The organism is Pseudomonas sp. PAGU 2196 (assembly GCF_022179005.1).
GTDB lineage: Bacteria > Pseudomonadota > Gammaproteobacteria > Pseudomonadales > Pseudomonadaceae > Aquipseudomonas > Aquipseudomonas kermanshahensis.
On the sequence record NZ_BNTL01000045.1, the window covers coordinates 42,284 to 62,585 of the forward strand.

19 protein-coding genes are annotated in these 20,302 nt (G+C 64.1%); 7 read left to right on the forward strand and 12 right to left on the reverse strand.

Annotation, left to right across the window (positions count from 1 at the left end; genetic code table 11):
- The first annotated feature begins 191 nt into the window (after positions 1-191).
- Positions 192-1,247, forward strand: a complete 1,056-nt coding sequence (locus MFF34_RS27200; protein ID WP_238217627.1) for a haloacid dehalogenase-like hydrolase — start codon at positions 192-194, stop codon at positions 1,245-1,247.
- An 11-nt stretch (positions 1,248-1,258) separates the two neighbouring features.
- Here MFF34_RS27200 and MFF34_RS27205 read toward each other — a convergent pair whose 3' ends face one another.
- Positions 1,259-1,927: an FMN-dependent NADH-azoreductase gene (locus MFF34_RS27205; RefSeq protein WP_238217629.1), complete on the reverse strand. Its 669-nt coding sequence runs from the start codon at positions 1,925-1,927 to the stop codon at positions 1,259-1,261.
- 135 nt (positions 1,928-2,062) lie between these two features.
- Between MFF34_RS27205 and MFF34_RS27210 the strand changes: the two genes are divergently transcribed.
- The gene (locus MFF34_RS27210; protein WP_238217631.1) at positions 2,063-2,917 is read left to right on the forward strand and encodes a LysR family transcriptional regulator; all 855 of its coding nucleotides are present in this window, start codon (positions 2,063-2,065) and stop codon (positions 2,915-2,917) included.
- A gap of 68 nt (positions 2,918-2,985) precedes the next feature.
- Here the strand turns inward: MFF34_RS27210 and ilvD are convergent, their stop codons facing one another.
- Positions 2,986-4,827: a dihydroxy-acid dehydratase gene (gene ilvD, locus MFF34_RS27215; protein WP_238217633.1), complete on the reverse strand. Its 1,842-nt coding sequence runs from the start codon at positions 4,825-4,827 to the stop codon at positions 2,986-2,988.
- A 478-nt stretch (positions 4,828-5,305) separates the two neighbouring features.
- Here ilvD and mgtE point away from each other — a divergent pair, with 478 nt between their 5' ends.
- Positions 5,306-6,361, forward strand: a complete 1,056-nt coding sequence (gene mgtE, locus MFF34_RS27220; protein WP_238217634.1) for a magnesium transporter — start codon at positions 5,306-5,308, stop codon at positions 6,359-6,361.
- A gap of 141 nt (positions 6,362-6,502) precedes the next feature.
- Here the strand turns inward: mgtE and MFF34_RS27225 are convergent, their stop codons facing one another.
- Positions 6,503-7,699 carry a class I SAM-dependent rRNA methyltransferase gene (locus MFF34_RS27225; RefSeq protein ID WP_238217636.1) on the reverse strand — a complete coding sequence of 399 codons (1,197 nt, stop codon included), beginning with the start codon at positions 7,697-7,699 and terminating at the stop codon, positions 6,503-6,505.
- Positions 7,700-7,890: 191 nt separating this feature from the next.
- Here MFF34_RS27225 and MFF34_RS27230 point away from each other — a divergent pair, with 191 nt between their 5' ends.
- Together MFF34_RS27230 and mutM are read left to right on the forward strand one after the other, a co-directional pair.
- On the forward strand, positions 7,891-8,709 hold the full coding sequence (locus tag MFF34_RS27230; RefSeq protein WP_238217688.1) for an HDOD domain-containing protein: 819 nt from the start codon (positions 7,891-7,893) through the stop codon (positions 8,707-8,709).
- A 3-nt stretch (positions 8,710-8,712) separates the two neighbouring features.
- The gene (gene mutM / locus MFF34_RS27235; RefSeq protein WP_027592314.1) at positions 8,713-9,525 is read left to right on the forward strand and encodes a bifunctional DNA-formamidopyrimidine glycosylase/DNA-(apurinic or apyrimidinic site) lyase; all 813 of its coding nucleotides are present in this window, start codon (positions 8,713-8,715) and stop codon (positions 9,523-9,525) included.
- 153 nt (positions 9,526-9,678) lie between these two features.
- Here the strand turns inward: mutM and MFF34_RS27240 are convergent, their stop codons facing one another.
- From MFF34_RS27240 to MFF34_RS27260, 5 genes are all read right to left on the reverse strand, one after another.
- Positions 9,679-9,930 (reverse strand): YfhL family 4Fe-4S dicluster ferredoxin, encoded by a 252-nt coding sequence (locus MFF34_RS27240; protein ID WP_027592315.1) that lies wholly within the window; start codon positions 9,928-9,930, stop codon positions 9,679-9,681.
- A gap of 108 nt (positions 9,931-10,038) precedes the next feature.
- A complete protein-coding gene (gene coaD / locus MFF34_RS27245; protein WP_016489662.1) occupies positions 10,039-10,518 on the reverse strand; it encodes a pantetheine-phosphate adenylyltransferase in 480 nt (159 codons plus the stop codon).
- Between the two features lie 111 nt (positions 10,519-10,629).
- Positions 10,630-12,228, reverse strand: a complete 1,599-nt coding sequence (locus MFF34_RS27250) for a GMC family oxidoreductase (RefSeq protein WP_238217638.1) — start codon at positions 12,226-12,228, stop codon at positions 10,630-10,632.
- Between the two features lie 20 nt (positions 12,229-12,248).
- Positions 12,249-12,734 carry a twin-arginine translocation pathway signal protein gene (locus tag MFF34_RS27255; protein WP_238217640.1) on the reverse strand — a complete coding sequence of 162 codons (486 nt, stop codon included), beginning with the start codon at positions 12,732-12,734 and terminating at the stop codon, positions 12,249-12,251.
- 10 nt (positions 12,735-12,744) lie between these two features.
- Positions 12,745-14,175 carry a coniferyl aldehyde dehydrogenase gene (locus MFF34_RS27260; RefSeq protein ID WP_238217672.1) on the reverse strand — a complete coding sequence of 477 codons (1,431 nt, stop codon included), beginning with the start codon at positions 14,173-14,175 and terminating at the stop codon, positions 12,745-12,747.
- A gap of 150 nt (positions 14,176-14,325) precedes the next feature.
- Between MFF34_RS27260 and MFF34_RS27265 the strand changes: the two genes are divergently transcribed.
- Entirely contained in the window at positions 14,326-14,991 is a 666-nt protein-coding gene (locus tag MFF34_RS27265) for a TetR/AcrR family transcriptional regulator (RefSeq protein ID WP_238217674.1), read from the forward strand.
- A 35-nt stretch (positions 14,992-15,026) separates the two neighbouring features.
- On the forward strand, positions 15,027-15,881 hold the full coding sequence (locus MFF34_RS27270; RefSeq protein ID WP_238217676.1) for a sulfurtransferase: 855 nt from the start codon (positions 15,027-15,029) through the stop codon (positions 15,879-15,881).
- A gap of 12 nt (positions 15,882-15,893) precedes the next feature.
- Here the strand turns inward: MFF34_RS27270 and MFF34_RS27275 are convergent, their stop codons facing one another.
- The 4 genes from MFF34_RS27275 to rsmD form a co-directional block, all read right to left on the reverse strand.
- A complete protein-coding gene (locus MFF34_RS27275) occupies positions 15,894-16,886 on the reverse strand; it encodes a hydrolase (protein ID WP_238217678.1) in 993 nt (330 codons plus the stop codon).
- A 60-nt stretch (positions 16,887-16,946) separates the two neighbouring features.
- Complete coding sequence (locus tag MFF34_RS27280) at positions 16,947-18,308, reverse strand: pitrilysin family protein (RefSeq protein ID WP_238217680.1); 1,362 nt, start codon at positions 18,306-18,308, stop codon at positions 16,947-16,949.
- The gene (locus tag MFF34_RS27285) at positions 18,301-19,593 is read right to left on the reverse strand and encodes a pitrilysin family protein (protein ID WP_238217682.1); all 1,293 of its coding nucleotides are present in this window, start codon (positions 19,591-19,593) and stop codon (positions 18,301-18,303) included. The genes MFF34_RS27280 and MFF34_RS27285 overlap by 8 nt, the downstream gene beginning before the upstream one ends.
- A gap of 120 nt (positions 19,594-19,713) precedes the next feature.
- Positions 19,714-20,302: 16S rRNA (guanine(966)-N(2))-methyltransferase RsmD (rsmD, locus tag MFF34_RS27290; protein WP_238217684.1), on the reverse strand; the 589-nt coding region annotated here is incomplete at its 5' end.

The window sequence follows — 20,302 nt, forward strand, 5'->3', positions numbered from 1 at the left end:
AACGGAAATGCTAACAGCCTGAAAACAAACGAATTTATACCCAAATGGAATGTGCATAGTCGTTTATGGAATAACGGAATGTCGCAGATAGCAATGAACAGGGCGTTTCAAGCTGCTTCAACGTCGTTGTCAGGGCTTGCTGGGCCGGTAGGTTGGACTAGCGTTTCCCGGTCATTTCAGGAGATTCGCACATGAAGTTCGCTCCGAAAGCCCTCGCCCTGGGTCTGTCCCTGCTGTTCGGTGCCCAAACCTGGGCCACCGAACTCAAGCATTGGCCTGCCGAGGCCGCCAAACAGCTCGACAGCATGATCGCCGCCAATGCCAACAAAGGTAACTACGCGGTGTTCGACATGGACAACACCAGCTACCGCTACGACCTTGAAGAGGCGCTGCTGCCGTTCATGGAGAACCAGGGGCTGCTGACCCGCGACAAGCTCGACCCTTCGTTGAAGCTGATCCCCTTCAAAGACACGGCCGAGCACAAGGAAAGCCTGTTCAGTTACTACTACCGCCTGTGCGAAATCGACGACATGGTCTGCTACCCCTGGGTGGCGCAGGTGTTCTCGGGCTTCACCCTGAAGGAACTGAAGGCCCAGGTCGACGCCTTGATGGCCTCCGGCAAACCCGTGCCCAGCACCTACTTCGAGGGTGACCAGGTCAAGGCCATCGAGGTGCAGCCGCCCAAGGTCTTTGCCGGCCAGGCCGAGCTGTTCAACAAACTGATGGAAAACGGCATCGAGGTGTATGTCATTTCTGCCGCGTCCGAAGAACTGGTGCGCATGGTCGCGTCCGACCCCAAGTACGGCTACAACGTCAAACCGCAGAACGTGATTGGCGTCAGCCTGCTACTGAAGGACCGCAGCAACGGCCAGCTGACCACGGCGCGCAAGCAGATCAGCGCCGGCAGCTATGACCCCAAGGCCAACGAAGGCCTGGAACTGACGCCTTATCTGTGGACCCCGGCGACCTGGATGGCGGGCAAGCAGGCGGCGATCCTCACCTACATCGACGAGTGGAAGCGGCCGGTGCTGGTGGGCGGCGATACGCCCACCAGCGATGGCTACATGCAGTTCCACGGGGTGGACGTGGGCAAAGGGGGCATCCACCTGTGGATAAACCGCAAGGCCAAGTACATGGACCAGCTCAACGGCATGATCGCCAAGCAGGCGGCCGCGCAGGCCAAGGAAGGGCTGCCGGTGACGGCGGACAAGAACTGGGTGATCGTCACGCCTGAGCAGATCCAGTAACCCGGTGCAGGTCAGCCGCTTCGGCCGACAATGAGCGTTCTGGCTTGTTGTTGGTCGAAGTTCTGCGCCAGCATGGCCACGGCTTCCATGGCGCTTGAGCGGACGCTGGCGCCCTCGGCGCCAAGCGTCTGTTCGGCCACGATGCTGTGCACCTGGTTGATCCCGACGAAGCGGAACCACGCATCGAGGAAGGGTTTTTCCAGGCCGAACGCTTGGTCAGGCGTCTGCGAGTCGGGGCCATAACCCAGCCCGCGCGTGTAGATGGCCACCGCCCGGCGCCCACCCAGCATGCCGTTCAACCCCTGTTCATCGAAGGTGAACAATACGCCCTTGTGCGAAATGGCGTCGATCAAGTGCTTGAGTTTGTAGGGGATGCCGAAATTCCACAGCGGGACGCTGAACACCACTGTATCTGCCCGGTGGAAGCGTTTGGCGAGGGTTCTGATCTGTGCCCAGGCGGCGTTTTGCGCGGGAGAAAGCGGGGCATCGGCAAGCCCGGCGTACTTGGCCGCCAGCAGGTCGCCATCCACTTCGGGCAGCTCGCATTCCCAAGGGTCCAGGCGGTCAACCTCCACGGTTTTGCGCTCGGCCAACGCGGCCAGGAACACTTCGGCAATCTGAGCGGAAACCGAGCGTTCGCCTCTCGGCGATGCACACACATAAAGAACACGTTCAACCACGGGGCTACTCCTGTCAGCGTCGATGGCATTTCCCTGGCGATATACGGCACAGGGGGAGCGCAGAGTCTGATTCAGGGCGATCCATTATAGAAATCACGTATGCTCGCCTCATTCAGTCCAATAGGTGATCAATCCGTGTTCGATAGCGTCCTTCTGCGTAGCTTGCTGGCCGTTGCCGACAGCGGGGGCTTCACGCGTGCGGCAGAGCGCCTGCACCTCACGCAATCGGCAATCAGCGCGCACATTCGGCGGCTCGAGGCTGAAGCCGGGCACAAGCTGCTGGAACGCACCACGCGCTCGGTCAGCCTGACCCCGGCAGGCACGCGGCTGGCAGGCTATGCCCGCACCATCCTGGCACTGCATGACGATGCCCGCGCGAGCCTTGGCGTCGGCAGGCGGGTTTGCGGCACGGTGTCCGTGGGGTTGAGCGAGGAGATGGTCAAAGCCCCGATCATCGATTGCCTGCGTCGGTTTTCCGTGGCGCACCCCGATGCCGAGGTTGCCCTGCAGGTCGGCTTGACCGGCGAGTTGCTCGCGCTCATGCACGCGGGTGGGCTGGATATCGTGCTGGGGAGCCGCTGCGGCGGTGATGAGCGTGGCGAGGTGCTCTGGTCCGAGCCGTTGGTCTGGGCGAGAGGGCCGCTGGCGCTGGCCACCGATGATGCGACCTCACCTGTACCTTTGGCCGTGTTTTCCGATCAATGCCCCTACCGTGCGGCGGCCATCGAAGCGTTGGCGCGTGCAGGGCGACAATGGCGGATTGTTTGCCAGAGCCCCAGCGCCGGGGGGCTGATGACTGCCGTAAGCGGCGGCCTAGGGGTAACCCCGGTCACCCGCTCATGCGCACTGGCCGCAGGCCTGCAGGAAGTGACGACACTGCCCGCACTGCCTCACGCGCAGTTCATGCTGACCTCGACGGCGAAGCCAAAGCGCTCGGCGGCCCTGCTGCTGGCGCAATTGCGCCAATGCGCTTCGCGTGGGGAGCTTTGACTCGGAACTTATCCACAGGCATGAAAAACCGGCGCACAGGGCGCCGGTTGTTCAAACGCTAGAAAGCCTTACAGCCCGTCGAGCATCGCTTTGTTACGCACCGCACCTTTGTCGGCACTGGTCGCCAGCAGGGCGTAGGCCTTGAGCGCCGTGGTCACTTTGCGCGGGCGCACTTCGGCTGGCTTCCAGCCTTTCTTGTCCTGCTCGACACGGCGCTCGGCCAGCTCTTCGTCGCTGACCAGCAGGTTGATCGAACGGTTGGGGATGTCGATCAACACCTTGTCGCCGTCGCGCACCAGGCCAATGGCGCCGCCTGCAGCGGCTTCCGGCGAGGCGTGGCCGATCGACAGGCCCGAGGTACCGCCTGAGAAGCGGCCGTCGGTGAGCAGGGCGCACGCCTTGCCCAAGCCTTTGGACTTCAGGTACGAGGTCGGGTAGAGCATCTCTTGCATGCCCGGGCCGCCCTTCGGGCCTTCGTAACGGATAATGACGATGTCACCGGCCTTCACTTCGTCGGCGAGGATGCCGCGCACGGCGCTGTCCTGGCTTTCGAAGATCTTCGCGCTGCCTTCGAACACATGGATCGACTCGTCGACACCGGCGGTCTTCACCACACAACCGTCGAGGGCGATGTTGCCGTACAGCACCGCCAGGCCACCCTCTTGCGAGTAGGCGTGTTCGAAGCTGCGGATGCAGCCGTTTTCACGGTCGTCGTCGAGGGTTTCCCAACGGGTCGACTGGCTGAATGCGGTTTGGGTCGGGATGCCCGCCGGGCCGGCTTTGAAGAAGGTGTGCACCGCTTCGTCGTCGGTCTGGGTGATGTCCCACTTGGCGATGGCTTCTTCCATGCTGCGGCTGTGCACGGTCGGCAGGTCGGTGTGCAGCAGGCCGCCACGGGCCAGCGAGCCGAGGATGCTAAAAATGCCGCCGGCGCGGTGGACGTCTTCCATGTGGTACTTCTGGATGTTCGGCGCCACCTTGCACAGCTGCGGCACTGTGCGCGACAAGCGGTCGATGTCCCGCAGGTCGAACGCCACCTCGCCTTCCTGGGCCGCGGCCAGCAGGTGCAGGATGGTGTTGGTCGAACCGCCCATGGCGATGTCCAGCATCATGGCGTTTTCGAACGCCTTGAAGTTGGCGATGCTACGTGGCAGGACCGACTCGTCGTTCTCGCCGTAGTAGCGCTTGCACAGCTCGACGATGGTGCGGCCGGCAGTGAGGAACAGCTGCTCGCGGTCGGAGTGGGTGGCCAGGGTCGAGCCGTTGCCCGGCAGGGCCAGGCCCAGGGCTTCGGTCAGGCAGTTCATCGAGTTGGCGGTGAACATGCCAGAGCACGAACCGCAGGTCGGGCAGGCGCTGCGCTCGTATTCGGCAACCTTCTCGTCGGAGGCCGTGGAGTCAGCCGCGATGACCATCGCGTCGACCAGGTCCAGGCCGTGGCTGGCCAGCTTGGTCTTGCCGGCTTCCATCGGGCCGCCGGAGACGAAGATCACCGGGATGTTCAGGCGCAGGGCGGCCATCAGCATGCCGGGGGTGATCTTGTCGCAGTTCGAGATGCAGACAATGGCGTCGGCACAGTGGGCGTTGACCATGTACTCCACGGCGTCGGCGATGATCTCGCGGCTTGGCAGCGAATACAGCATGCCGTCGTGGCCCATGGCGATGCCGTCGTCGACCGCGATGGTGTTGAATTCCTTGGCCACGCCACCGGCGCGCTCGATCTCACGGGCAACCAGCTGGCCCAGGTCCTTCAGGTGCACGTGGCCCGGGACGAACTGGGTGAACGAGTTGGCGATGGCGATGATCGGTTTCTTGAAATCTTCGTCCTTCATCCCGGTGGCGCGCCACAGGGCTCGGGCGCCAGCCATGTTGCGGCCTTGGGTGGAAGTCTTGGAACGATAATCAGGCATGAAGCACTCCTGGCGGCTTAATCAGGTCACAAAAAGGGGAGTGAGCTTCTCTTGTCCTATGCGCCTTAGGCCGGTTGCCACTGGCACGGATGGGGCCGAAGACACCACGGGATCGCCGCGTGCTCGACCAGAGCTCATAAACCCGCCGGGGATGACTGGCGATGAATAGGCCGATTCTACACCGCTGGCGCTGTGAGGGAATGGCGATGTGTCTGGGCGGTGGCTTTCGCCTCATGACCGGTCGCTTGTAGGACGCTTCCGAAACGCCGGTTCAGGGGCTGACCTGCCCGCCCAAGCTGACTATGATCCGCCCGCCGCATGTGCGGCTTCACGAGATACACCCTCAATGGACCTTCCCAGTTTCAGTTCATACCGAACTCGCAAATTGGCACTGAGCGCGTCGTCGCCAGGGCTTCCGAAGGCTTGAGCCCCTGTGGCTGAGGTGTGCGGGTGCCTGCGTCGGCGCCTGGAGAACCTCATGCAGCACACCTCCGATACGCTCGTTTCACCCCTTGACCTGCGCCAGGCCGCCCAGGCCCGTCGTGACGACCTGCTTCACCCGCAAGGCTACCCCGAAGGCACGGCCGGTTACCTGATGACCAGTGAGTACTCGTGCCTGGACGCCGGCCTCAGCGCCAGCCAGGCCATCGACATGCTGCGCCGCGAGGCCGCCGATGCCGAAACCATCTACCAGTCCTATGTGCTCGACGGGCAGCGCAACCTGCTCGGGACCTTGTCCTTGCGCGAGTTGATCCTGGCGGCGCCTGAAGCGCTGATTGATCACATCATGGTGCACAAGGTCATTTGCGTCTGTACCACGACCCGTCAGGAAGACGTGGCCCGCTTGATCCGCGAGCACGACCTGCTGGCTGTGCCGGTGCTGGACGAGGCCGGGCGGCTGGTAGGCCTGGTGACCTGCGACGATGCACTTGATGTGGTGGTCGATGAGGCCACCGAGGACTTCCACAAAGGCGCCTCCATCACCAACCATGTGGGCAACCTGCGCGATGCCACCGTCAGCCTGCTGTACCGCAAACGGGTGCTGTGGCTGGTGTTGCTGGTCTTTGGCAACCTGTTCTCGGGGGCGGGGATTGCGGCGTTCGAGGAAACCATTGCCGCGCACATCGTGCTGGTGTTCTTCCTGCCGCTGCTGGTGGACAGCGGGGGCAATGCCGGGGCGCAGTCGGCGACCTTGATGGTGCGGGGCCTGGCGACAGGCGAAGTACACATGCGTGATTGGCTGCGCATGCTCGGGCGCGAATGCGGGGTTGCGCTGGCGCTGGGGGCGACCATGGCCGTGGCGGTGGCATCGCTGGGCGTGCTGCGCGGTGGGGGGGACATTGCCCTGATCGTTGCCAGCAGCATGCTGGTGATCGTGTTGCTGGGTAGCCTGATCGGCATGAGCCTGCCGTTCATGTTCACCAAGCTGAAGCTCGACCCGGCGACGGCCAGTGGCCCGCTGGTGACCTCGATTGCCGATGCGGCGGGGGTGCTGGTGTACTTCGGGATCGCGTCGTACGTGCTGGATATCTGACAGAGCGCATCCCTTAGAGCCCAAGCTCGACCCCTGTGGGAGCGGGTTTACCCGCGAATGCGAGGGTGAATGCACCGACGCTTTCGCGGGTAAACCCGCTCCCACAGGGGGGAGGTAATGCACGCTTCAGTGATTGCCCAATCAGCTGTTAGGCAGCAACCGGCAGGTAATGCTCTTGATGTAGCGGGTTTCGGTAATGGCCGGGTGCACCGGGTGGTCCGGGCCTTGGCCGCCGCGCTCGAGCAGTTGCATGTTGCGGTCCAGGTGGCGGGCGCTGGTCAGCAGGATGTTGTTCAGGTCATCTTCGGGCAGGTGCATCGAGCACGAGGCGCTGACCAGAATGCCGTCCTTGTTGAGCATGCGCATGGCCTGTTCGTTGAGGCGGCGGTAGGCCGCTTCGCCGTTTTTCAGGTCTTTCTTGCGCTTGATGAAGGCGGGTGGGTCGGCAATGATCACGTCGAAGCGTTCTTCGGCGGCCTTCAGCTCGCGCAGCGCTTCAAATACGTCACCTTCGATGCAGGTCAGCTTCTCGCTGATGCCGTTGAGCGCGGCATTGCGCTCGACGCCGTCCAGGGCAAAAGCCGACGCATCGACACAGAACACTTCGCTGGCGCCAAACGCGCCGGCTTGCACACCCCAGCCACCGATGTAGCTGAACAGGTCGAGCACGCGCTTGCCTTTGACGTAGGGCGCCAGGCGTGCGCGGTTCATGCGGTGGTCGTAGAACCAGCCGGTCTTCTGGCCTTCACGTACCGGTGCTTCGAACTTGACGCCGTTTTCTTCCAGCGGGACCCAGTCCGGCACTTCGCCGTAGACGGTTTCGACGTAGCGCTGCAGGCCTTCGGCATCACGCGCGGCGGAATCGTTCTTGAACAAGATGCCGCTTGGCTTGAGCACTTGCACCAGGGCGGCGATCACGTCGTCCTTGTGCAGTTCCATGGTGGCCGACGCCAGCTGGACCACGAGGATGTCGAAGAAACGGTCGACCACCAGGCCTGGCAGCAGGTCGGAGTCGCCGTAGACCAGGCGGTAGCACGGCTTGTCGAACAGGCGCTCACGCAGCGACAGGGCGACGTTGAGGCGGTGTACCAGCAGCGACTTGTCCAGCGGCAGCTTGATGTCGCGCGACAGCAGGCGCGCGCAGATCAGGTTGTTCGGGCTCAGCGCCACGATGCCCAGCGGCTTGCCGTTGGCAGCCTCGAGGACCGCTTGCTGGCCGGCCTGGAAACCTTGCAGCGGGGTCGCGGCGACGTCGACTTCATTGCTGTAGACCCACAGGTGGCCGGCGCGCAGGCGGCGGTCGGCATTGGCTTTGAGGCGTAGGCTGGGCAGGGACATGACGTCGCTCCGGGAAAAAAGAGCGGGAGTATACCGTGTTGGCCTTCGCTTCGGGGTCAGGCGCGACAAAGTGCTGGCCAGGGCTAAAGCCAGCCGATCCGGTGTTAGAATTCGCCGTCCTCAATGAGTGTGTACGCATGTCCCAAGAACTCAGCGCCGAACAGATCCAGCAAGCCTTGCAAGGCATCACCATCCCGCCGCAACCGCAGATCATGGTCGACCTGCAGTTCGAGCAATACATGCCCGACCCAGACCTGGAAACCATCGCCAAGCTGATTTCCCAGGACCCTGGCTTGTCCGGCGCGTTGCTCAAGTTGGTCAACTCCCCGCATTTCGGCCTCTCCAACAAGATCGGCTCGATCCAGCGGGCGGTGAACCTGCTGGGCAGCCGTTCGATCATCAACCTGATCAACGCCCAGTCGATCAAAGGCGAAATGAGCGACGAGACCATCGTCACCCTGAACCGCTTCTGGGACACCGCGCAGGATGTGGCCATGACCTGCCTGACCTTGGCCAAGCGTACCGGCATGCAGACGGCTGACGAGGCCTACACCCTCGGGCTGTTCCATGATTGCGGTGTGCCGCTGATGCTCAAGCGCTTCCCCAACTACATGGACGTGCTGGAAGAGGCCTATGCCGAGGCCAGCGCCGAAACGCGGGTGGTCGATACGGAAAACCGCGCGTTCAACACCAACCACTCGGTGGTGGGGTACTTCACCGCCAAGTCCTGGCGCCTGCCCGAGCACCTCACAGCGGCCATCGCCAACCACCACAACGCCTTGGCCGTGTTCCGCGACGAGTCTTCGCGCAATACCCAGAGCCAGCTGAAGAACCTGCTGGCGGTGCTGAAGATGGCCGAGCACATCTGCGCGTCCTACCGGGTACTGGGCAGCCAGAGCGTCGACCACGAATGGGAAGTGGTCGGGCCACTGGTGCTCGACTACATTGGCTTGTCGGACTACGACTTCGAAAACCTCAAACAGAATATTCGAGAGCTGGGCGGGCACTGACACATGCCGGAACTACCCGAAGTAGAAACCACCCGGCGCGGCATTGCGCCTCATCTGGAAGGCCAGCGGGTCAGCCGGGTGGTGGTGCGTGACCGGCGCCTGCGCTGGCCGATCCCCGAAGACCTGGATGTGCGCTTGTCGGGGCAGCGTATCGTCAGCGTCGAGCGGCGGGCCAAGTACCTGCTGATCAATGCCGAGGTCGGTACGTTGATCAGCCATTTGGGCATGTCGGGCAATTTGCGCCTGGTCGAGCTTGGCCTGCCGGCGGCCAAGCACGAGCACGTGGATATCGAGCTGGAGTCGGGGCTGATGCTGCGCTACACCGACCCGCGCCGTTTCGGCGCCATGCTCTGGAGCCTCGACCCGCTCAACCACGAACTGCTGCTGCGTCTGGGGCCAGAGCCGTTGACCGACCTGTTCGATGGCGAGCGTTTGTTCCAGCTGTCCCGTGGGCGCTCGATGGCGGTCAAGCCGTTCATCATGGATAACGCCATCGTCGTGGGGGTGGGCAACATCTACGCCACCGAAGCGTTGTTTGCTGCGGGCATCGACCCACGCCGCGAGGCGGGCGGTATTTCGCGGGCGCGGTACCTGAAGCTGGCCATCGAGATTAAACGCGTGCTGGCAGCGGCCATCGAGCAGGGCGGCACGACCTTGCGTGATTTCATTGGCGGGGATGGGCAGCCGGGCTACTTCCAGCAGGAACTGTTCGTCTACGGGCGGGGCGGGATGCCGTGCAAACTGTGTGGCACGACCTTGCGCGAGGTGAAGCTCGGCCAGCGGGCAAGCGTGTTCTGCCCACGCTGCCAGCGCTGAACCACTGTGGGATGTAAGCGCGCCCTGTGGGAGCAGCCTTGCGCTGCGAAGAGGCCGGTGAACGCAGCGACGTTTTGCAGCGTTTTCACCGGCCTCTTCGCAGCGCAAGGCTGCTCCTACAGAGGAGCGTGCATTCCCTGATGTCGGCGCTTATCAGGCCTTGCCAGTAATCAGGCGGTACTTGGCCATCAGCTGCTCTTCGGTCTCTGGGTGCGCTTCATCCAGGGGGATGCAGTCGACCGGGCAGACCTGCTGGCACTGGGGCTCGTCGTAATGACCCACGCACTGGGTGCACAGGTTAGGGTCGATCACGTAGATCTCTTCGCCTTGGGAGATGGCCTCGTTCGGGCACTCGGGTTCGCAGACGTCGCAGTTGATGCAATCGTCGGTGATGATCAGGGACATGGGGACTCCGGCCGGGGCTCTCAGCCCGGGCATGTTCAACGCTGTGGGCACAATTGTGCCGCATTCGCGCCCGCAGTGCACGCGGGCGCGATGATCAGGCGTGCAGGCTTACTTCTTGAACCGTTCGGTCAGCGCCTCAGCCACTACGGGGTGGACGAATTTGCTGATATCGCCCCCCAATGCCGCGATTTCCCGGACCAACGTCGAGGAAATGAACGAATAACGCTCCGACGGCGTCAGGAACAGGCTCTCGACATCGGGTGCCAGTTGCCGGTTCATGTTCGCCAGCTGGAACTCGTACTCGAAGTCGGAGACCGCGCGCAGGCCACGCAGGAAGACGTTGGCGCCCTGTTCCTTGGCAAAATGCGCCAACAGGGAAGAGAAGCCGATGACTTCGACATTGGGCAGGTGCTTGGTGACCTCACGGGCCAGCGCAACCCGTTGTTCCAGCGGGAACAGGGGGTTTTTCTTCGGGCTGGCCGCCACTGCGATAATCACGTGGTCGAAGAGCCGCGAGGCGCGCTCGACCAAGTCGCCATGGCCTTTGGTAATGGGGTCGAAAGTACCCGGGTACAACACTCGGTTCATCGCGTCATCCTGGCTGGAGTGCGTTGGGGAGTCGGATGGTAGCGCAGCGATAGCGCCCGGCCAAGTCATGCGGCCGGCTGATGGCACTATAGACAGTGGGTGCATTCGTTGTCATGCGTTGTGTGCCAGGCGGGCGATCAGGGCCTCGGTGAGCTTGGCGCTGATGGCGTACACCGACAATTGCGGGTTGGCGCCGATGCTGGTGGGGAACAGTGAGCCGTCGTGAATCGACAGGTTTTCCAGCTGGTGATGCTGGCCCAGGCTGTTGCACACCGCGTGTCGCGGGTCTTCACCCAGGGCACAGCCGCCCATCACGTGGGCGCTGCCCAGGCGTGTGCGGAACGGCGCCAGTGGCAGGCCGTCGATCATCGCCAGGGCTTCGCCAAGGTTGTTGGTGTAACGGGCATCACTGTGCACCGGCAACACCTGCTCGGCCCCGGCGGCAAACTGGATCTGCGCCATGCTGCGGTAGGCGCGGCGCAAACCGTCGCGCAGGTAGTCATTGACCGGGTAATCCAGCACGGGCGAGCCATCGCCCCGCAGCTCGACCGTGCCACCCTGGCTTTCTGGGTGAAAGCCATCGCGCAGCAACGCCAGCATCACGTGGGTATGCGGCAGCTCGGCCATGCGCTGGGCATTTTCGCTGCCATGTCCGCCCAGCAGGGTGCTGGCCAGGGCCGGGTGCAGCGGAGGCACTTCCAGTTTGTAGCCGACCGGGCCGCCGCTGCCGCCCAGCCATTGGAAGTGATCGCTGTAGATGGACTGCGGAGCACCGTAATAGGGGTCGATGCGCGCCTTGAACCGTGCCGCGCTGAAGTTGACCAGGTGCAGGAAGGTGCGTTTGCCCAGGCGGGCGTGTGGGTCGGGAGCGTTGGAGCGCAGCAGCAGGGCTGGGCTGTTGATACCGCCCCCGGCGAGGATGTAGTGGCGGGCGCGCACGCTGATCTGCCGGCCGGTGGGGTTTATCCCTTGGGCATCCAGGGCTGTGCACTGCAACTGGGTAATGCGCTCGCCGTTGTGCTCGAAGCGCTCGGCACGCGCAAGATAGAGTAGCTCGCCGCCCTGGTCGAGGGTGGCGGGAATGCTGGTCACCAGCATCGATTGCTTAGCGTTGACCGGGCAGCCCATGCCGCAATAGCCAAGGTTCCAGCAACCCCGCACGTTGCGCGGGATTACCGCCCAGCGATAGCCGAGTTGTTCGCAGCCACGGCGCAGGACCTCGTTGTTGGCGTTGGGTGGCAAGGCCCAAGGGCTGATGCCCAGCTGCTGTTCGATGCGCTCGAACCAGGGGCCTAGCGCCTCGTTGTCCAAGCCATTGACCTGGTGCTCCCGGGCCCAATGGGCCAGGGTCTGTGGCGGCGTGCGAAAGCTCGAGGTCCAATTCACCAGCGTGGTGCCGCCCACGGCGCGGCCCTGCAGAATGGTGATGGCGCCGTCCTTGCTCATGCGGCCGAGGCCTTCCTGGTAGAGGCTGGCGTAGGCCTCGCTCTCCAGCAGGTGGAAGTCGCTGCTGGTCTTCAGGGGGCCTTCTTCGATTAGCAGCACCTTGAACCCCGCGGCGCTGAGCAACTGCGCGCTGGTGGCGCCGCCAGCGCCGCTGCCGATCACGGCGATATCGGCCTGCAGGGCCAGGTCATGCGCCAGGCGCGAGCCGTCGTGGGTGATCCAGCCGCGTTCGAGGCCTTGGCGAAACGGGTCGATTACAGGCATTGGCAAGGCTCTTGTGGTCGTCAGATCTTCGGTGGCCCTGGGTAGCCGCAGGCGGCCCAGGCTTCCGGCCGTTCATACCAGGCCATCTGCAGCAATTGCAGCAACGAGGCGTGGCCCATGCGCAGCAGGTTCAGCGAACTGTCCTGCCAGCGTTGCAGAAATGCGTTGATCTGCTCGCTGCTGGCCTGCTCCCAGGCGCCCCACACGCCAGTCAGCGGGCCACGGGTCAGCGGCAGGCTGAGCACGTCGAACAGTTGCCGGGTGAGCTTGAGCATTTCTGGCGACAGCGCCGCCAGTTTGTGATCGAGGCTGTGCAGCACCAGCGCCTCGACGGCCTGGGTGCCGGCCAGTACCACCGGGATCAGCGCGCTCAACAGGGGCAGGTCGTCATCACGCAGCACGTTGTAACCGGGCGCGGCCGACTGTGCCGTGCAGCCGACCAGGCTGGTGGTGGCGAGGAAGGCGCTGGCGCCCAGGCTGAAACGGAGCAAGTCGCGACGCTGCATGGGCCTGGGCTCAGCGGATGAACAGCTTGTAGACCAGGCGCTGCAAGGCCTTGCCATACGGTGGGTAAATCAGGCGGGCAGCGTTCAGGCGCTGTTTGGCCAGCACGGCCTTGGCCTTGCTGAAGGTCAGAAAACCCTCGTGGCCGTGGTAATGGCCCATGCCGGAAGGCCCGATGCCGCCAAAGGGCAGGTCGTCCTGAGCCACATGCAGCAGGGTGTCGTTCAGGCACACGCCGCCGGAGTGGCTGTGACGCAGCACGTGTTCCTGTTCGCTGCGGTCGTAGCCGAAGTAGTAAAGGGCCAGTGGGCGAGGGCGCTGGTTGATGTAGGCCAATGCCTGGTCGAGGCTGTCGTAGGGCACCAGCGGCAGCAGCGGGCCGAAGATTTCGTCCTGCATCACCTGCATCTCGTCGTTCACGTCCAGCAGCAGGTGAGGGGGCAGGCGTCGGCCCTGGCGCGGCTCGCCTGGGTACAGGTCGAGCACCTGGGCGCCTTGGTCACGGGCGTCGTCCAGCAGGTGCTGAAGGCGCTGCAACTGCCGCGGGTTGATGATGGCGGTGTAGTCGGGGTTGTTGGCGATACGCGGGAACAGGCGGTGGACGGCGGACTGGTAAGCGTCACTGAAGGCCCCCAGCCGCTCGCGCGGTACCAGCACGTAGTCGGGGGCCACGCAGGTTTGGCCGGCGTTCAGGGTTTTGCCGAAGGCGATGCGCTCGGCCGCGCTGTCCAGGGGCACACTGGCCGAGACGATGGCCGGGGATTTGCCGCCCAGCTCCAGGGTGACCGGGGTCAGGTTGTGCGCTGCGGCCAGCATCACCTGGCGGCCGACGCTGGTTGCACCAGTGAACAGCAGGTGATCGAACGGCAGGCGGGCAAAGGCCTGGGCAACCTCGACCTCACCCAACACCACGCTGACCAGGTCTTCGGGGAACACGCGCGCCAGCAACTGCTGGAGGGCCAGGGCGCTGGCGGGCGTTGCTTCGCTGAGCTTGAGCATGACCCGGTTGCCGGCGGCCAGGGCACAGGTCAGCGGGCCAATGGCGAGAAACAGCGGGTAGTTCCACGGCACGATGATGCCGACCACGCCCAGCGGTTGATAGCGCACCTGCGCGCTGGCGGGCTGGAATGCCAGGCCGACGCGGCGCCTGCTGGCGCGCATCCAGCGTCGCAGGTGCTTTTCGGCGTGGCGCAGGCCCTGGACCGAGGGCAGCAATTCAGCCAGCAAGGTTTCATCGGCGCTGCGCCCGTCAAAGTCTTGATCGATGGCTTCGATCAGCTGCGTTTGCTCGGCCAGCAGTGCCTCGCGCAGGCTCTTCAGCCATTGCCGGCGCTGAGCTGCCGGGGGTGCGGGGTTACCCGCAAAGGCCAGGCGTTGGGCGGCGAACCTCGTCGTCAGGTCGAGGTCGGAATGCACAGGAGGCACGTCAACGGGCGAGGTCATATCGGCTCGAATCCGGGCAGGAAATCCCTAGAGCCTATACTCTAATCCGAACGATCGTGCGAATTTTTCGTTGGCGTCGAGCGGTGTATTCCACACCGGATACGCCTTAAGATGGCCCTTTGATCAAGGCCCGCAGACTGGGAGCTGAGCATGGCCCCGCGCATGAAGACCCGAGAGCGCATCGTGCAGAACAGCCTGGAGCTGTTCAACCAGCAGGGCGAACGTAGCGTCAGTACCAACCACATTGCCGCGCACATGGAAATTTCGCCCGGCAACCTGTATTACCACTTCCCCAACAAGCAGGCGATTATCGCCCTGTTGTTCAGCCAGTACGAAGAGCTGGTGGACAGCTTTTTGCGCCCGCCTCAAGGGCGCTGCGCAACCGTGGAAGACAAACGTTTCTACCTCAAGGCCCTGCTCGCGGCGATGTGGAACTACCGCTTCCTGCACCGCGACCTGGAGCACCTGCTGGACAGCGACGCCGAGCTGGCCGCCCGTTACCGGCGGTTTTCCGAGCGCTGCCTGCGTCAGGGCCAAGCGATTTACCGTGGCTTCGTCGACGCCGGGATCCTGGCCATGGCGCCGGCGCAGATCGAGTCGCTGACCATCAACGCCTGGATCGTCCTGACCTCGTGGGTGCGCTTTCTCAGCACCACGCGCGAGCATTCCGCGCACCTGGGTGAAGAAGCCTTCAAGCGGGGCGTCTATCAGGTATTGGTGCTGGAGCTCGGCTTTGTCACCGCCGATGCCCGCAGCGCCGTGGACGCGCTGTGCCAGGAATTCCACGTACCCTTCAACCAGGCCTTGGAACTGTAAACCAGGGCTCGAGTGCTATCGATCAGGAGATTGTCATGCCCCTTGCGCAATTGATCACCCCGGAAGCGTTGGCCGAGCGTCTGGGCTCGCCCGATTTGGTGATCCTCGACTGCCGCTTTGCCCTCGAGGATGTGGATTATGGCCAACGCAGCTATGCCGAGGGGCATATTGCCGGGGCCCACTTCGCTGATTTGGAGCGCGACCTCAGCGGCCCGATAAGCAAGGGGCGTACGGGGCGCCACCCGTTGCCCGATGCGGCGCGGCTGGTCGAGCGTCTGCGTGAGTGGGGCGTGGACAATGACAGCGAGGTGGTGCTGTACGACGACGGCCCGGGTGCGTTTGCTGCTCGCGCCTGGTGGTTGCTGGCCTGGCTGGGCAAGCGCAGCGGCGTGTCGATTCTCGATGGCGGGCTCAAGGCATGGCATGCGGCGCACCTGCCGCTGAGCCTGGACCCACCGCTCAAACGCGAAGGGACCTTCAAGGGCGAACCGGACAGCAAGCTGCTGATCGATGCCGCGCACCTGGCCAAGCACCTGGGCGATGCCGAGCTGACGCTGATCGACGCCCGCGCGCTGCCGCGCTTCCGGGGTGAAGTCGAGCCGATCGACCCTGTCGCTGGGCACATCCCTGGCGCGCAGTGCGCGGCGTTCACCGACAACCTGGGGGCCGACGGGCGTTTCCTGTCGGCCGAAGCGCTCAAGCAACGGTTCTCAGAAAAGTTGGCTGGGCGCTCGCCGGAGCACCTGGTGGCCTACTGCGGGTCGGGTGTGACCGCTTGCCACAACCTGTTTGCCTTGGCACTGGCGGGCTATCCGCTAGGGCGGCTGTATGCGGGGTCGTGGAGCGAATGGATCAACAACCCGGCGCACGGGGTGGCTACCGGAGATTGACCCGGGCCGCCGCTAAGCGCCCTCTACCAGCCACTGCGGAATCCGCCGCTCCAGGTAATACCCCGGGTTGCGCAGGCTGCCATCGACAAAGCCCACATGGCCGCCGCGGTTGTGCAGTTCAAAGTGCGTCCGCGGCGCCAGTTCGCTGGCCAGGGGCAAGCTGTGGCTGGAGACGAACGGGTCGTCGCTGGCGTGGATGATCAGGGTTGGAGTGCGATTCTCACCCAGGAAGAAGCGGCTCGATGAGCGCCGGTAGTAGTCGTGTGCATCGTTGAACCCGTTCAGCGGCGCGGTGACCTTGCCGTCGAAGTCCCAGAAGGTACGCAGGTTGGTCAGCGGCCCCAGCCGTTGCAGCGCCGCCAGCCGCTCATGCTGGCCCTTCTCATGAAAATGCCGCTGCTTCAGTTGCACATAGGCCAGCATCTCGCGCATGAAGTGCGCCTGGTAGACCTTCGAAAAGCCTTGGCCGATGCGGTCGGCACACTGGTCCAGACGAAACGGCACCGACACCGCAACAGCTGCTTCCAGGTGGCTGGCCGGTCCGCTTTCGCCCAGGTATTTGAGCAACACATTGCCACCCAACGAATAACCCACCGCGTAAAGCGGCGCCAATGGGCGCTGGGCGCGCAGGTGGGCGACGATTTCTGCCAGGTCTTCGCTGGCGCCGGAATGGTAGCTGCGCGGCAGCAGGTTTGGCTCGCCCGAGCAGCCGCGCCAGTTCACCGCCACACTGGCCCAGCCGCGGCCCTGCAGGGCCTGCTGCAAGCCTTTGACGTAGGGCGAGTGGGAGGAACCGGTGAGGCCATGCAGGACCAGCACCAACGGTGCATCCGGTTGGTGCGGGCCGTGCCAGTCGAGGTCGATGAAGTCGCCATCGGCCAGCCACAGCCGCTCGCGGTCGCGTTGCAGTTCGGGCAGCTTGCGCCAGAGCGGGCCCCACAAGGTTTGCAGGTGGGGGTTGGACAGGCCGACGGCTGGGCGGAACGTGGCAGTGAAACTGGGCATGCTGGGCGACTCGTGATGTGCCTGCCTAGAGTGCCATGAAACGCCGCCGCTGTACCTGCGCTATTGGTCGGAGGCCGGTAGCGGTTGCTGATCGACAACCGGCCCGACACTGACCAGCAGCCTGCGCGTCAGGTTTAACCTGCGTTGCATGACTTCGCGGACCGCCGCTGGGGTCAGCTTGGCCAGGCGCTCGTTATACGTGTTCAGGTGATCGGCAGGTTGGCGTTGCTGGTTGGTTTCGGTGAGCAGCTCGGCCAGGCGCTTGTTCTGCGCAACCGTGCGCAACAACTGGCCTGCCAGCTGTTGGCAGGCCAGTTGCAGCTCGGCCTCGGTCGGCCCGTGCAGCACCAAATCGTGAAGCAAGGCCTCTACCAGGGCTTGCGAGCTTTTCACGTAGGGTGGGGCAATCTCCCACTCGATCGCGAAGAGCCCTCCAACGCGCTTGGGCACCAACTGGCTGTAGATGCCGTAGGTCAAGCCCTGGCGTTGGCGCAGCGCTTTCATCAAGCGGGAGTCGGACCCCACACTCAGCACCTCGCAGGCCAGCTTCAGTGCAAGGTACTCAGGGTCGTTGGCCGGTACGTCGATGGGCAGCGCAAGAAGAACCGCGTTGCCTGCCCCGGCCTGCTCGATGTTGATTGTGGTGCCCGACGTTTCTGGCGCAGCGGGCAGCTCAGCGGCAGCCCAGCCTTGGGGCAGTGCCTGGCTGATACGCTGTGCCATGGCCTGCGCCTCGATGCGGGACAGATCCCCGACCACGACCATCTCCAGGTTGGTGGCGGAGTAGGCGCGTCGGTGAAACGCTTCCAGGTCAGCGGGCGTGACTGCATCGAGCACTTGCGCAGTGCTACCTTGTGGCTGTCCGTAGGGGTGACCGCTGAAGAGGTGGCGATAGGCTTCGCTGCGTGCTCTGAATACCGGCTGCCTGGTGCGGGCTGCGTCATGCAGCACCAGCTGGCGTTTGATCTTCTCCAGGGCTGGGGCGGGGAAGGCCGGTTGTGCGACGAGGTTGGTGAACAGCTCGATGGCAGGGGCGAGCAGTGCCTGGGTACTGGCAGTGCGCAGGCTCAGCGTGGCGTGATCGTGGCGTATCTGCTTTTCAACCACCGCACCCAGCCGCTCGATACGTTGCGCATGTTCGGCGGCATTGAAGCGTAGGCTGCCCTCGTCGAGCATGTACAGCGTCAGGGCCGCCAGGCTGGGTGGGTCAACCGAAGCAGTACCGGCGTTAAAGCGCAGCACCACATCGACGATAGGCAAGCCGCGGGCTTCGACGTACGTGACGCCTGTTCCCGCGTCGGTTCTCCAGGTGTGTACCTCTGTGCGGATGGCTTCGCGCTGTTGCAGGTCCAACCCTTGGGCGGAGAGTAGGCCGCCGTAGATGCCATGTGCCGCCGGAGGGGGCGATATCCTGTCATTCATGGGCGCGCTCCTTGTCGTACATGTAGGTGATCGCTGTGCGAGGCGCTGTCAGGTAGGCGACGGCGGCCTGGTGCACCTGTTCGGCCGTCACGGCTTCGAGGGTGGCTCGTTCATCATCCAGCGCGATGGGGTCCAGCCCGCAGGCCGCCTGTCTGCCGATGGCATGTGCTTGCTCAGCGATGGCGTCCCGGGCAAACAGTTGCCTGGCGAGGAGGCGTGCCTTGGCGCGCTGAAGCGCCTCGGTGCTGGGCGGCTGCTGACGAAAGCGTTCGATTTCAGCCAACAGCCTGTCGGCCGCAGCCTCGGGCGTGACGTGCGCGCTACAGAAGGCGTAGAACGTCAGCAGGCTGTCGCCGCGCCGATACGGCTCGTAAGTTGCCTTCAGGCCTTGCAGCACCTGTTCGTCTATCACCAGCAGGCGGCGGAGGGTGGCGGCGTGGCCTTCGCTGAGGAGATCGGGCAGCAGCCGCAGCGCATGAGCTTGCGCGTTGGACGTGGCGGTGCGTTGGCTGGGCAGGTTGAAACTGAGGATCACGCCAGGCCTCAGGCCTTGCAGCTGAAGTGTTTGTGAACGTCGAGTCAGCTCGGCATCCTCAAGGGGCGTTTGACGGGGTGGCAGGCGATGGGCGGGGATCACGGCAAAGTGCCGCGCCACCAGTGCCAGCAGTGGCTGCAGCCCGATATCGCCGACGACTGACAAGGTCGCGTTGTTTGGGTGATACCAGGTCTGGTACCAGGTGCGGGCCGCTGCGGGCGTCATGGCGTGGAGATCGGCGGGGTGGCCGATCACCGGCGTTGCGTAGCGGCTGTTGCCGTGGGCTAGCAACGGGTGCTGCTCCATCGCGAGGGCCAAGGGGTTGTTGTCGATATCGACGCGCCGCTCGGCCATCACCACCGCCAGTTCGCGGGCAAAGGGTGCATCGCTGAGCGTGGCAGTGGCCATGGTGTCGGCCATGGCTTCTAGTGCAATCTCCAGCCGGCTGACGGGCAAGGTCAGTGGAAAGACCGTGGCGTCTTCCAGCGTGAACGCATTCGGGTCACCGCCGAGGCGGGTCATCAGCGTCGAATATTGCCCGCTGGCCAGCTTGCTGCTGCCCTCGAACAGCAGATGCTCCAGGGCATGGGACAGGCCCGTGTGGCCGTCAGGCTCGTCGATGGAGCCTACGTGGTACCACAGCTGCACGCTGACCAGCGGGGCGCGACGGTCTTCGCGCAGGTAGACGCGCAGGCCATTGGCGAGGGCAAAGGACTGCACCGACGGTGTCGGCTTTGGCGGTTCGGTCATGGTTGAAGTGCTCCAGCAAGAAACGAAGGAGCAGCTTCAGCCAGAGGGCCGGTTGCTGTGCGGTAGCTAAATACGCCAACGCTTTACGCGGACAATGTACGCCGGCCGAATATCAGGTGATCAGCCCCGCTGCCAGAGCGCGTAATGCACCTGACCGGTCTTTTTCTCCCGGTGCAGGCGCCAGTTGCCCGGCAGTTGCAAGGCCGAGGGCGCGGTCTCGCTCTCGGTGTAGATCCACGCTTGTTCCCGCAGCCACTGGTTCTGTTCCAGCAGGTTGCAGGTGTTGGCCAGCAGGTCCTGGTGGAACGGTGGGTCGAGGAACACCACGTCGAACTGCTGCTTGGCCGGGTTCTGCAGGTAGCGCAGCGCGTCGGTTTGCAGAATTTGCCCGCGAGGGCAGCGCAGCAGCTCGAGGTTGTCCTTGAGGTTGCTGATGGCGGCGGGGTTGCTGTCCAGTGCCACGGCGTCTTCGGCGCCGCGCGACAAGGCTTCCAGCACCAGTGCGCCGCTGCCGGTGAAGGCGTCCAGCACGCGGGCGCCTTCGATGTAAGGCGCGAGCCAGTTGAACACGGTTTCGCGTACGCGATCAGGCGTTGGCCGCAGGCCGTCGCCTTCAGGCACCGCCAGGCGGCGGCTACGCCACTCGCCGGCGATGATGCGCAGGTGGCCCTGGCCCTTGCTGTGGCCCGGTTGAGGGCGGGCGGGAGGT